Below are 12,802 nucleotides of genomic sequence, written 5' to 3'. Positions count from 1 at the left end.
AGACACTCATGTCAACCATCACCCCGCTGCCTCGGTCCGCCGTGCGCACCCGAAAGCGCTACCTGATCCTCGCGATGCTCTTCATCGTGACGACGATCAACTATGCCGACCGCGCCACGCTGTCCATCGCCGGACCGGCCATCTCCAAGGAACTCGGCATCGACGCCGTGACCATGGGCTACGTCTTCTCGGCCTTCGGCTGGTCTTATGTGATCGCCCAGTTGCCGGGAGGGTGGCTGCTGGACCGCTTCGGCTCCAAGCGCGTGTATGCCGCGAGCATCCTGCTGTGGTCGGTATTCACGCTATTGCAGGGCGGCATCAGCTTCCTCACGGCCACGGCAACGACGGCAGTCGTCGTTCTGTTCGCGCTGCGATTCCTGGTCGGCGCGGCGGAGGCGCCGTCTTTCCCGGCCAATGGCCGCATCGTCGCCAGTTGGTTCCCAGCCAGCGAGCGAGGGACGGCCTCGGCGATCTTCAACTCGGCGCAGTACTTCGCCACGGTGCTGTTCGCGCCGCTCATGGGCTGGATCACGCATCGCTACGGCTGGCCAGCGGTGTTCGTGGTGATGGGTGTGCTCGGCATGGCGCTCAGCCTGGTCTGGCTCAAGACCGTCTACACGCCACGCACCCACCCCAGCGTGAGCAAGGGTGAACTCGAGTACCTCGCGGCCGGCGGCGCCCTCGTCAACATGGACCAGCCCGGCACCCAAAGTCGCAGCTTCGCGCCTGAGTCACCGCGGCTGGGCTACATCCGCCAGTTGCTGGCCAACCGCATGCTGATGGGTGTGTACGTGGGGCAGTACTGCATCACCACCCTGACCTACTTTTTCCTGACCTGGTTCCCCGTCTACCTCGTCAAGGAGCGCGGCATGTCCATCCTGAGTGCCGGTTTTGTCGCTGCCCTGCCTGCCATCTGCGGCTTCGCGGGTGGCGTGCTCGGCGGCCTGGTTTCCGATGGGCTGCTGCGTCGTGGCCAAAGCCTCACCGTGGCGCGCAAGGCCCCCATCGTGGTGGGCATGCTGCTGTCGACAAGCATGATCCTGTGCAACTTCGTCGAGAGCTCCGCCGTGGTGGTGGCCATCATGTCGCTTGCGTTCTTCGGCAAGGGCCTGGGTGCCCTGGGCTGGGCCGTGGTGTCGGACACCTCGCCGCGAGAGATCTCCGGGCTGTCAGGCGCCTTGTTCAACACCTTCGGCAACACGGCCGGCATCACCACGCCCATCATCATCGGCTACCTGATCAAGGGTACGGGATCGTTCAACGCAGCGCTGGTGTTCGTCGCCGCCAACGCGTTGGTCGCGGTGTGCTGCTACCTGTTCGTCGTCGGCGAGATCAAACGCTTCGAGATCAGTTCCCAGGCTTGAGCCAGCGCGCGGCCCACGCGTCGTAGGCCGCCAGCGTCTTGACCGGCCAGGTGCCCCACCAGGAGTAGCCATTGCGACGCTCGGCGCTGATGTCGTTGACGTTGTCGTGCAGGCTCTTGTCCCGGTCACCAAACACCGGCGTGAGCGTCGCCGGGTCGTAGAAGCGAGCCCAGAGCGGGCCGGCGCCGGGTTGATCGATCAGGCGACGAGCGCCGTCGACCTTGACGAAGGCGCGGCCGCGCACGGGCAGTTCGCGCAGCACCGCAACACCCGCACGCACCGACTCGACGATGGCCGGCGTGGGCTTGGGCAGCTGCATCAGGAACTCCAGCGCCCGCGCGCTCTCACCAGCGCTGAGTGCGGGCGGCTCGTAGTTGCGCGCCGAGCTGGGCGCCAGCGTGAGCGGATCATGCTGCTGGGCCCAGAGCGTGAGGCGACCGTCGACACGGATCTGCGTGGCCAGCAGCAGTTGCACCGCGCGGTCATGCGCCGCGGCGGCGGCGGCCTTCAGGTCCGCCGGCAGGAAGCCGAGGTCGGCCTCGCCGCGCGAGGCCCAGCCCATCAGCTCGGCCACTTCCACCACCGCGTTGTCGTTCATGGTGATCGCGTCGTGGTAGCCGCCCTGCAGCGGCCACACCTGCGGCCAGCCGCCGTTGGGGAACTGAGCAGCCAGCAGGTAGCGCAGCCCGCGCTCGGCCGCCGCGCGGCAGGCCTTGGCGAGCTCGGGCTCCTGGTGCGGCGCGGCCTTGGCGAGGAAGCGGATCTCGGTGATGGTGGCGTCGTTGTCGATGGTGCCGACATAGCTCCACTGCGGGTCCTTGGCGGCATCGAAGTCGCCGGGCGTGGCCTTCTTGTTGCTGTTGTCCGCCACGAAGTCCTGGCCCTTGAGCCGAGCCGGCCGGTCGCGCGGCTGGTTCTTGCCCCAGCCGCCGGCGGGAGTCTGGAAGCTCAGGATGTTGGCAATCACGAGGCGCGCAGCATCGCTGGCGTACCAGTGGCCGGGCTTGTCGAGCGGCATGCTGCCTTCGCTGTGGCCACCCTCGGGACGTGCCGGCCAGGTGCTCATGCCTTCGCGCTCGGCTGCCAGCGCCGCGCGGTCGGCGGCGCGCTGGGCGTCAGAGCGAGCCACGTAGGCCGCCCAGGCGTCCCGCTGCGCGGGGGGCAGGGCCTGCACCCGCTCGGTGGTCAGTGACTCGGCCGGGGGAATCGTGCCAATCTGCGCCGCGAAGACGGGCGAAGACAACGCGAACACCAACGGAAGAAGCGTAACGAGACGGCGGACAGCGGGCATGGCACGACAGGCAGTAGACATGCCCGGCAATCTAGCCGCCCCGGCCGTCAGGCACATTGCTACTCTATTGCCGCTCACATGGTTGATCGACTCATGATTCATCTTGCGCGTTTCCTGCTGCCAGCCCTGGCGCTGACCCTGGCCGGCTGCGCCGCGCCACCTCCACCGCCCGCGGAACCGGCGCCGCCGCGCACCGGGCTGCAGGAGGCGTGGGTGCAGGCGGTGGCCGGGCCGGGCTGGGCCGTGCGCGCCCTGACCGACGACGACAGCTGTCCCGCCCTGCAGTGGGACGGCGGAAGCGCGGCCATGCAGACCCGCAGCGCGCCAGGGCTGGAGCCGCCGCCGCCCGGCAACAGCCAGCCGGAGCGCAAGCCCTCACGCTTCACGCTGCGGGCCTGCGAGGCGCCGTGGCCGCAGGGCGTCGCCGCGTTGACCGTGGGCGGCATCGCGCTCAAGGCGCCCGCCAGCGAGCTGCTGCGCATCGTCGTCATCGGTGACACCGGCTGCCGGCTCAAGGCCTCTGAGAACGATTTCCAGCCCTGCAACGACGCCTACGGCTGGCCCTTCCCGCGCGTGCTGGCCCAGGCGCTGCAGCTCAAGCCTGACCTGGTCGTGCATGTGGGCGACTACCACTACCGCGAAAGCCCGTGCCCGGCCGACATGGCCGGCTGCGCGGGCAGCCCCTGGGGCTATGGCGACGACACCTGGCAGGCCGACCTCTTCCAGCCCGCCAAGGCGCTGCTGGCGGCGGCACCCTGGGTGTTCGTGCGCGGCAACCATGAAGCCTGCAACCGCGCAGGCCAAGGCTGGCTGCGCTACCTGGACGCCACACCCGGCGCTGCACGCCGCTGCGAGACGGCGATGGCCTCGGGCCAGGTCAATCCGGGCGACTTCACGCCGCCCTTCGCCGTGCCGCTGTCGCCGCGCAGCCAGCTGATCGTGTTCGACTCGGCCGAGATCGGCGGCGGCAAGGTGCCGCGGGACTCCGCCGCCTGGGCGCGCTGGCGCCAGCAACTGGACGTCGTGGCCACGCTGGCGGCGGACCGGGCGCAAAGCCTCTTCCTTAGCCACCACCCGAGTCTGGCCTTCGCGCCCAGCCTGCTGGGTTCGCCCGGCCTGCCGCGCTCGGGGCTCACCCCGCTGCTGCAGGACGCCTTTGGCCCGCGCCTGTACCCGCCCGGCGTGCAGGCCGTGCTGCAGGGCCACTTGCACATCCACGAGGCGCTGGGCTTTGCGAGCAACCACCCGGCCTCGCTGGTCATCGGCAATGGCGGCTCGGCGGCCTCGGGCCGCGTGAACGCCGCCGCCGCCCTGAAGACCGAGCCCGTGCCCGGTGCCCGGCTGGAGACGTTCCACAGCCACACCGAGTTCGGACTCACGCTGCTGTCGGCCACGCCGCAGGGCTGGCATGTGCAAGCCTACGATGCCCTGGGCCAGCCGCTCGCGCGCTGCACCCTGGCGGGCCAGAAATTGCGTTGCAGCTGAAACGGCGCCGTAACCACTGACTTCCGGCACACCGGCCCACGCGCATTTCGTCACTCGCCTACCCGATATGAAGGGTTTCTGCAGGGTAAATGGGCAAGGCTGGCGCAAGGTCGAGGGCTACACTCGGAGCACCTGTCAAGCTGTTTCGGCAGGATTTCGTTGATACAGGACTCGGCCTCATGAGCTCCAAATTGAAAGTCGCCGGTTGGGTTGCCCTCGGCGCCGTCGCAGGTGCCCTCACCACGATGCAACTGCAGGCCAATGCGCGCAGCAGCCTGTCGCCCCTGCCCCTGGACGAAATGCAGCAGCTTGCTGCGGTGTTCGGCCTGATCAAGAGCGACTATGTCGAGCCGGTGGACGAGAAAAAGCTCATCAACGACGCGATCGCCGGCATGGTCTCCGGCCTGGACCCGCACTCCCAGTTCTTCGACAAGAAGACCTTCAAGGAATTCCGTGAAGGCACCACCGGCAAGTTCGTCGGCGTGGGCATCGAGATCGGCATGGAAGACGGCCTCGTCAAGGTGGTCTCCCCGATCGAAGGCTCGCCCGCCTTCCGCGCCGGCCTGAAGAGCGGCGACCTGATCACCCGCATCGACGACAGCGCCGTGCGCGGCCTGACCCTGGACCAGGCGGTCAAGAAGATGCGCGGCGAGCCGGCGACCAAGGTGTCGCTGAGCATCTACCGCAAGGCGGAGAACCGCACCTTCCCGGTGACCATCGTGCGCGAGGAGATCAAGGTGCAGAGCGTGCGCGCCAAGGTCATCGAGCCGGGCTATGCCTGGATCCGCGTCAGTCAGTTCCAGGACCGCACGGTCGACGACTTCGCCAAGAAGCTCGAAGAGATCTACAAGCAGGAGCCCCAGCTCAAGGGCTTGGTGCTGGACCTGCGCAATGACCCGGGCGGCCTGCTGGACGGCGCCATCGCCATCTCCGCGGCCTTCCTGCCCAAGAACGTCGAGGTCGTGTCCACCAAGGGCCAGCTGGCCGACCAGCAGGCCACCTACCGCGCCACGCCGGACGACTACCGCCGCCGCAGCGGTGACGACCCCATCAAGCGCCTGCCGGCCGCCCTGAAGAACGTGCCGCTGGTGGTGCTGGTGAACGAAGGCTCCGCCAGCGCGAGCGAGATCGTGGCCGGTGCCCTGCAGGACCACAAGCGCGCGACCATCATGGGCGCCCAGACCTTCGGCAAGGGCTCGGTGCAGACCGTGCGCCAGCTCGGCCCCGAAAGCGCGCTGAAGATCACCACGGCCCGCTACTACACGCCAAGCGGCCGCTCCATCCAGGCCAAGGGCATCGTGCCCGACGTCATGCTGGACGAAACCGCCGAGGGCAACGTGTTCGCCGCGCTACGCACCCGCGAGGCCGACCTCGAGAAGCACTTGAACAACGGCCCCGAGGCGGAAGACAATGAAGCTCGCGCCAAGGCGCGGGAAGAAGCCCGCCAGAAGCTGGAGGCCGAAATGGCCAAGCGGGAACCCCTGAAGCCGCTGCCGGAGTTCGGCTCGTCGGAAGACTTCCCGCTCGTGCAGGCGCTGAACCAACTCAAAGGTCAGCCTGTCATTGCGTCGAAAACGGCAGTGGAACGCAAGGCTGAAGCGAAGACACAATAACGCCGTAGCTCCACAACCCAAGCACAACGGGCCTCGCAAGAGGCCCGCTTTTTTTGCCGCGACAAACCTGAGTCAGCCTGGAGCTCGCGTTAGCATACCCATCGCCATCACCATGGGGGACACATGAGAACGCTCGTCATCACGCTGGCCGCACTCGGCTGGCAGGCCGCAGGGCTCGCCCAGGAGGGTCATGTGCACGTGCAGATCAGCACGCTGCACACACGCGCACCTGCCTCTTTCACGCAGACGCTGGACGCGGCCTGTGGCCAGCGCACCTTCGTGCTCAGTCGCAGCGCGTCTGCCGCCACCCCGGATCAGCGTCACACGCAGTTGACCATCCACGATGGCAGCGCCCAACGGCAACTCGACATCACCGACACACCGCTGGGCCAGGCGCTGGCGCGGACACCGACGCTGGGCGAGTTCAGCCTCGGGTGCGGCAACGGCTTGTACGTGCGCTACTGGCTCCCCCGTCAAGGCCCGACCGACGCGCCCAACCCGACACCCAACGCGCTTTATCGCATTGCAGAAGACGGCAGCGTGTCGCTGCACCCGGAGCCCGGCGTCACATTTACGCCTTTGCAGCCGCGCTCGGGAGGCTGAACGGGCCGTGCTTGTCAGGCCCGGCGGCCGTGGCGCGACACGACCACGGCCCCCAGCGCGGCCACCGCACCGAGTACCGGCACCGCCCGCCAGCCAAAGGCCGCCAGCAGCGACGAGCCCAAGGCCGCACCACTGGCCATGCCGACGAACATGCCGCTGACCAGCACCGCATTGAGCCGGCTGCGTGAAGCAGGGTCCAGGCTGTAGACCACGCTCTGGTGAGACACCAGCGCGGCCTGCACGCCCAGGTCGAACACCACGGCCACCGCCACCAGCAGCCACAGGGACGCCGGCGCCACCGCCTGCACCGCGAACGACAGGAACACCAGCAGCGCCGCCACACGGATCACGGCCTGCGGCCCGCGCCGGTCGGCCATGCCGCCGGCCAGCGGCGCGGCCAGCGCACCCGCCGCCCCGGCCAGGCCAAAGGCGCCCGCCACCGCGCTGCCCTGGCCGAAATCGGGTCCGGCGAGCACCAGGGCCAGCGTCGACCAGAACGCGCTGAAGGCCACCGACAGCAGGCCCTGCGCCATGGCCGCGCGGCGCAAGGGCGCATGCTGCAGCCACAGCCGCCCCATCGACGCGAGCAGTTCGCCGTAACCCGCCTGCGTCGCCGGTACGAAGCGCGGCAGCCGCCACCACAGCAAGGGCATCAGGGCGGCCACCGCGACCGCGGCACTGCCGTACACCGCCCGCCATCCGGCCACCGCAGCCAGTGACCCCGCCGCCACGCGCGACAGCAGGATGCCCAGCAGCAGCCCCGTCATCACCTGGCCGACACGCTTGCCCCGCTCGGCCTCCGGCGCCAGTGTGGCCGCGGCCGGCACCAGGTCTTGCGCCAGCGTGGCCATCAGGCCGATGGCCACGCTGGCCACGCACAGCGCGCCAAAGCCGGGGGCCCATGCGGCGAAGGCCAGCGCCGCGACCAGGGCGGCTGCCTTCCAGAGGATGATGCGACGCCGGTCGAACCGGTCGCCCAGCGGCGACAGCAGCAGGATGGCCGCTGCGTAGCCCAACTGCGTCAGCGTGGGCAGCAGCCCGATGCTGGCACTGCCCACGCCAAACTGTGCGGACAACAGGCCGAGCAGGGGCTGCACGTAATAGATGCTGGCCACCGCCAGGCCGGTGGCCGTGGCGAGCAGCAGGGTGAGGGCCGGGCTCAGGTGAGCGGGGTGTGCGGGGGCGGCGGGCGAAGGCATGGGGCCGCCAGTGTGCCGCCTGCGCCCAAGACCCCACCCGCGCCCAGGCTGCCACTGCCGCCGCCACACGGCCGCCAAGGTCCCGGCGCTATCCTGCCGATATGACGGACGACGACCTGCTGCGCTACTCCCGCCACCTGCTGCTCGACGAGATCGGCATCGAGGGCCAGCAGCGCCTGCTTGATGCGCGCGCCCTGGTCATCGGCGCCGGCGGCCTGGGCTCGCCGGTGGCGCTGTACCTGGCCTCGGCCGGCGTCGGCCAGATCACGCTGGTGGACCACGACACCGTGTCCCTCACCAACCTGCAGCGCCAGATCGCGCATGACATGGCCAGCCTGGACCGGCTCAAGGTCGAGTCTGCCGCCGCCCGCATGGCCGCGCTCAACCCGGGCGTTCGCGTGCGCGCCCTGCCCCAGCGCGCCGACGAGGCGCTGCTGGACCTCGAGGTGCCAGGCGCCGATGTCGTCATCGACTGCACCGACAACTTCGCCACCCGCCACCGCGTGAACGCAGCCTGCGTGCGCCATGGCCGACCGCTGGTGTCGGGCGCGGCCATCGGCTTCGATGGCCAGATCAGCGTGTACGACAGCCGGGGCCGCCACGGGCCCTGCTATGCCTGCCTGTTCCCGCCGGAGTCAGGCTTTGAAGACGCCGCCTGCTCCACCATGGGCGTGTTCGCGCCGCTGGTGGGCATCGTCGGCAGCCTGCAGGCGGCCGAGGCGCTGAAGCTGCTGGCCGGCGTGGGCGAGCCGCTTGCCGGCCGGCTGCTGATGCTGGACGGACGCCGCATGCAGTTCAGCGAGATCGCCATGCACCGGGACGCCAGCTGCTCGGTCTGCGGCACCGCATGAAATCCCGTCGTGCCGCCTGAACGCGGCACAAAATCCAGCCCCGACCTGCCGACAATCCTCGCCGATGAAGCCCACTGACGTCCCGACACGCAACTTCCCCACTGCCAAGGAAGAGTGCCGCACGCTCCAGCCCCACCCGGACTACGACAAGCCGGGCAGTGCGTACGAGCTGGCCTTCAAGGACGAGAGCTTCCTGCTGCGCCAGGACATGCGCGCGGTGCGCATGCAACTGGAGCTGATGAAGCCGGAGCTGCTGCTCGACGAACAGGGCGTGCACGCCACCATCGTCATCTTCGGCAGCGCCCGCATCCTGCCGGCCGAGGCCGCGCAGGCCCTCCTCACCGTGGCTGAAGACCGCGGTGACGACGCCGGTGCGGCCAAGGCACGCCGCCAGCTGGCCATGAGCCGCTACTACGAAGAAGCCCGCCGCTTCGCCCACATCGCCACCTCGGCTTGCGCGGAGCGTGGGTGCCCGGTCGTCATCGCCACGGGCGGCGGCCCCGGCATCATGGAAGCCGGCAACCGCGGTGCGTTCGAAGCCGGCGGCAAGAGCGTCGGCCTGAACATCGTGCTGCCGCACGAGCAGTACCCCAATCCCTACATCACGCCGGAGCTGTGCTTCCGCTTCCACTACTTCGGCCTGCGCAAGATGCACTTCCTGATGCGCTCGATCGCGCTGGTGTGCTTCCCTGGCGGCTTCGGCACGCTGGATGAACTCTTCGAGACGCTGACCCTGATCCAGACCGGCAAGAGCCGGCCGCGCCCCATCCTGCTGTTCGGGCGCGACTTCTGGACCCGGCTGATCAACGTCGACCTGCTGCTCGAGACCGGCATGATCAGCCCGGGCGACGAGAAGCTCTTCCATTACGTGGAGACGGCCGAGGAAGCCTGGGCCGTCATCCAAGGCCAACCCGAACTCTGCAACGCGAGCCCGACATGACCCAACTCCGCCACGTCTCCCTCATCGGCGCCCCCACCGACGTGGGTGCCGGCGCCCGAGGCGCCAGCATGGGGCCGGAAGCCATGCGCGTCGCCGGCCTGGCCGAAGCGTTGCGGGCGCGCGGTGTGGACGTCATCGACCGCGGCAACCTGAACGGTCCGTCCAACCCCTGGCAGCCGCCGGTGGACGGCTATCGACACCTCGACGAAGTGGTGGCCTGGAACCGCACCGTGCACGAGGCCGTGTACGCCGAACTCAAGACCGGCCGCATGCCCATCCTGCTGGGCGGCGACCACTGCCTGGGCCTGGGCTCCATCAGCGCGGTGGCCCGCCACTGCCGCGACGTGGGCAAGAAGCTGCGCGTGCTGTGGCTGGATGCGCATGCCGACTTCAACACCAGCGAGCTCACGCCCAGCGGCAACATCCACGGCATGCCGGTGGCGGCGCTGTGCGGCTTCGGCCCGCAGGCACTGGTGGAGATTGGCGGCAAGGTGCCGGCCATCAGCCCGAAGTGGGTGCGCCAGATCGGCATCCGCAGCGTCGACGAAGGCGAGCGCCGCTTCGTGCACGAGCAGGACCTCGAAGTCTTCGACATGCGCTTCATCGACGAGATGGGCATGCGCCACACCATGGAGCTCGCGCTGGCCACGCTGGACGACAACACCCACCTGCACGTGAGCTTTGACGTGGACTTCCTCGACCCCGTGATGGCACCCGGCGTCGGCACCACCGTCAACGGCGGCCCGACCTACCGCGAGGCCCACCTGTGCATGGAGATGATCCACGACACCGGCCGCATGGCCTCCATGGACCTGGTGGAGCTGAACCCGGCGCTGGACGTGAAGAACCAGACGGCGCTGGTGGCGGTGGATCTGATCGAGTCGCTGTTTGGCAAGAGCACGCTGATGCGCAAGTGAGGCGTGGCGGGCGCCGGGTGCGCCTCGCCGGCAGGGGTGCGCTGGTGGTTTTGCGCTCCCCACCCTGCCCTGGCTACCGCAACAAGGGCCACTTCAGAAGGTCGCAGCTGAGGGTGTCGAGGCGGTCACACTCAGCGGGGTCAAGCGCCTGCAACTTCATTCAAAGGCCCTCAGCAAGAGTGGCATATCGGTGACCACCAGATCAGGCTCATAGCTGAGGCTGTCCTGCGGCTTGCCGTAGCCGTACGACGCGTAGGCGGCGCCAGCGCCAATGGCGCGCGCGTACTTCATGTCGGTAGCGGTGTCACCAAAAACCAAGAAGTCGTTGGGCTGCAAGTGCTCGTAGTTCGGCAGGATTCGGTGAAAGAAGCTGTCCGGATGCGGCTTCGTCGGCAATTCGCTAAAGGCTGCAACCACCTGGCACACCATGTGGTCAACCGCGTAGTGCTTGAGCGTGTTCCAGACCGCTGCCTCACCCTTGTTCGACACCACGATGACCGGAATCTCCTTGGCTCGCAGGTCCTCGAGCATGGCAGCCAGGCCGGGAAACGGGGAACTCGCCGTGATGCCAAGGCCGGCGTTGTAGATCTTGCGATAGTGGACCACCCATGCGTCGCGTTGCTCGGGATGCCCCTTGAGCTCAGGGCGCAGCGCCTCCAAGGTCTCTTCCAGCGTGATGCCCATCGAAATCGAAGCCTCAATGGCGCCGATCGTGGGCGGGGCAACGTCGCGTTCTTTGAAGGTTTCCAGCAGGACTGCGGAAATTGCCCTTTGCGAGTCGAAAAGGGTGCCGTCGAAATCAGAGATCAGTGCCTTGTACATGTCTTGCTCCCTTGTGCAATTTGGATCAAGCGGTCGCATCGCGCGCCCGCGAGGCGGACACCGCCCCTACTGCAACGCTGGCGACTCGAGCAACCGCGCCACATCCGCCTCCGTGTTGTAGCCCTGCACCGACAAGCGCACGAACACCCGCCCGGCGTGCGAGGTCACCGGGATCTCGATGCCGCTTTCCTCGAACAGCCGCGCGCGCAGCCGGTCGGGGTCCTGCGCGGGCACAGGCAGCGCGACCATCTGAGCCCAGTCCTCGTCGGCCCCGAGCGGCGGCAGGCCGAAGCGGTCCACCATCGTCTTCAGGGCTGACGCCGCCAGCGCATGGCAGCGGGCGCGCACTGTCGGCCAGCCGTGGCGCTGCTGGAAGTCCAGCGCCGCGGGCACAGCGAGCCAGGCACTCAGGTCTCGCGTGCCCTGCCACTGCAGCCGGCGCTCGAAGGGCGTGTGGCCCAGATAGGCTTCGAAGCCGGCATGCCCGCCCGTGCCCTCGGCATAACCCCAACTCGTGACGGTGGCGTGCAGCGCCGCCTGCTGGCTCGGCACCGCATGCAGGAAGGCCGCCCCCTTGGGCGCGCACTGCCACTTGTGGCAGTTGCCCACGTAGAAGTCAGCGCCCAGGGCCGTGAGGTCCAGGTCGATCTGGCCGGGCGCATGCGCGCCGTCCACGAGGGTGAGCACCCCCGCCTCGCGCGCCATGCGGCACAGGGCCTGCACCGGCAGGATGAGGGCCGTCGTCGACGTGATGTGGCTGCAGTAGACGAGCCGTGTGCGCGGTGTGAGCGCCTCGCCCAGCCGGGCCACGAAGCCCTCGCTGTCCAGTGGCAGCGGCATGGGCACGCGCCGGTAGATGGCGCCGGCCGCTTCGCAGACGCGCTGCCAGGTGGCATCGCAGGCGCCGTACTCCAGGTCGGTGGACAGCACCTCGTCGCCGGGTTGCAGGGCCAGCGATCGGGCGACCACGTTCACGCCCGTGGTCGCGTTGGGCATGAAGACGAGGTCTGCCCCCTGCGCGCCAAGTTCCGCCGCGAGCCGATCGCGCGCCGCCGCCAGCAACGCGGCCGAACGGCGGCCGAGAAACTCCACAGGGTTGCGCTCCATCTCCAGCTGCCAGCGCTGCTGGGCCTGCAGCACCTCGCGCGGGCAGGCACCGAAGGAGCCGTGGTTCAGGAAGACAAGATCGGGGTCGAGCAGGAAGAGGTCACGCATGGCGGCAGGCGTCGTCGCGGTGCCGCGCAGGTTACCGCGCCACTCACAGCCCCAGTTCGCTCAAGGACGGGTGTTCGTCAGGCCGCCGGCCCAGCGGCCAGAAGAAGAGCCGCGCCGTGGGGGCGATGGGCAGGTCGTTGATGCTCGCAAACCGCCGCCGCATCAACCCCTCGGCCGTGAACTCCCAGTTCTCGTTGCCATAGCTGCGGAACCATTGGCCGGAGTCGTCGTGCCATTCGTAGGCGAAGCGCACCGCGATGCGGTGCTCGCCGAAGGCCCACAGCTCCTTGATGAGCCGGTAGTCCAGTTCGCGCGCCCACTTGCGCGCCAGGAAAGCCCGCACCTGCTCGCGCCCCACCGGAAACTCCGCGCGGTTGCGCCAGACGGTGTCGTCGGTGTAGACGCCCACAACGCGGTCCGGGTCGCGGCTGTTCCAGGCGTCTTCGGCCAGGCGCACCTTTTGCACGGCGCTGTCGAAAGTAAACGGGGGCAAGGGTGGCCG

General features: G+C 68.8%; 12 protein-coding genes. 7 read left to right on the top strand and 5 right to left on the bottom strand.

The features are described 5' to 3' along the window. Window positions 1–8 precede the first annotated feature (8 nt). On the top strand, window positions 9–1,364 hold the full coding sequence (locus tag CDO81_RS13680) for an MFS transporter (protein ID WP_088483779.1): 1,356 nt from the start codon (window positions 9–11) through the stop codon (window positions 1,362–1,364). Here the strand turns inward: CDO81_RS13680 and pelA are convergent. Next, window positions 1,348–2,607 carry a pectate lyase gene (gene pelA / locus CDO81_RS13675; protein ID WP_206602102.1) on the bottom strand — a complete coding sequence of 420 codons (1,260 nt, stop codon included), beginning with the start codon at window positions 2,605–2,607 and terminating at the stop codon, window positions 1,348–1,350. The two genes, CDO81_RS13680 and pelA, sit on opposite strands and share 17 nt — an antisense overlap. 141 nt (window positions 2,608–2,748) lie before the next feature. Here pelA and CDO81_RS13670 point away from each other — a divergent pair, with 141 nt between their 5' ends. The 3 genes from CDO81_RS13670 (at window position 2,749) to CDO81_RS13660 (ending at window position 6,356) form a co-directional block, all read left to right on the top strand. Then, the gene (locus CDO81_RS13670) at window positions 2,749–4,140 is read left to right on the top strand and encodes a metallophosphoesterase family protein (RefSeq protein ID WP_158218273.1); all 1,392 of its coding nucleotides are present in this window, start codon (window positions 2,749–2,751) and stop codon (window positions 4,138–4,140) included. 179 nt (window positions 4,141–4,319) lie between these two features. Continuing rightward, on the top strand, window positions 4,320–5,753 hold the full coding sequence (locus CDO81_RS13665; RefSeq protein WP_088483776.1) for a S41 family peptidase: 1,434 nt from the start codon (window positions 4,320–4,322) through the stop codon (window positions 5,751–5,753). A 123-nt stretch (window positions 5,754–5,876) separates the two neighbouring features. Further along, on the top strand, window positions 5,877–6,356 hold the full coding sequence (locus CDO81_RS13660) for a hypothetical protein (protein ID WP_088483775.1): 480 nt from the start codon (window positions 5,877–5,879) through the stop codon (window positions 6,354–6,356). A 14-nt stretch (window positions 6,357–6,370) separates the two neighbouring features. Here CDO81_RS13660 and CDO81_RS13655 read toward each other — a convergent pair whose 3' ends face one another. Beyond that, entirely contained in the window at window positions 6,371–7,555 is a 1,185-nt protein-coding gene (locus CDO81_RS13655; protein WP_088483774.1) for an MFS transporter, read from the bottom strand. A 101-nt stretch (window positions 7,556–7,656) separates the two neighbouring features. Here CDO81_RS13655 and CDO81_RS13650 point away from each other — a divergent pair, with 101 nt between their 5' ends. The 3 genes from CDO81_RS13650 to rocF all read left to right on the top strand — a co-directional run bounded on the left by CDO81_RS13650 (window position 7,657) and on the right by rocF (window position 10,263). Beyond that, window positions 7,657–8,406: a HesA/MoeB/ThiF family protein gene (locus CDO81_RS13650; protein WP_088483773.1), complete on the top strand. Its 750-nt coding sequence runs from the start codon at window positions 7,657–7,659 to the stop codon at window positions 8,404–8,406. A gap of 64 nt (window positions 8,407–8,470) precedes the next feature. Continuing rightward, window positions 8,471–9,346 carry an LOG family protein gene (locus CDO81_RS13645; protein WP_088483772.1) on the top strand — a complete coding sequence of 292 codons (876 nt, stop codon included), beginning with the start codon at window positions 8,471–8,473 and terminating at the stop codon, window positions 9,344–9,346. After that, the gene (gene rocF / locus CDO81_RS13640; RefSeq protein WP_088483771.1) at window positions 9,343–10,263 is read left to right on the top strand and encodes an arginase; all 921 of its coding nucleotides are present in this window, start codon (window positions 9,343–9,345) and stop codon (window positions 10,261–10,263) included. The genes CDO81_RS13645 and rocF overlap by 4 nt, the downstream gene beginning before the upstream one ends. 156 nt (window positions 10,264–10,419) lie before the next feature. On the opposite strand, the gene CDO81_RS13635 is transcribed toward rocF, so the two are convergent. The 3 genes from CDO81_RS13635 to CDO81_RS13625 all read right to left on the bottom strand — a co-directional run bounded on the left by CDO81_RS13635 (window position 10,420) and on the right by CDO81_RS13625 (window position 12,793). Next, a complete protein-coding gene (locus CDO81_RS13635) occupies window positions 10,420–11,085 on the bottom strand; it encodes an HAD family hydrolase (RefSeq protein ID WP_158218272.1) in 666 nt (221 codons plus the stop codon). A gap of 66 nt (window positions 11,086–11,151) precedes the next feature. Then, a complete protein-coding gene (locus CDO81_RS13630; protein WP_088483769.1) occupies window positions 11,152–12,300 on the bottom strand; it encodes an aminotransferase class V-fold PLP-dependent enzyme in 1,149 nt (382 codons plus the stop codon). A gap of 43 nt (window positions 12,301–12,343) precedes the next feature. Further along, on the bottom strand, window positions 12,344–12,793 hold the full coding sequence (locus CDO81_RS13625; protein ID WP_241516995.1) for a nuclear transport factor 2 family protein: 450 nt from the start codon (window positions 12,791–12,793) through the stop codon (window positions 12,344–12,346). Between the last annotated feature and the right edge of the window lie 9 nt (window positions 12,794–12,802).

This window comes from Roseateles puraquae (assembly GCF_002205845.1).
GTDB lineage: Bacteria > Pseudomonadota > Gammaproteobacteria > Burkholderiales > Burkholderiaceae_C > Pelomonas > Pelomonas puraquae.
This window is presented reverse-complemented; position numbering and strand designations above follow the sequence as displayed.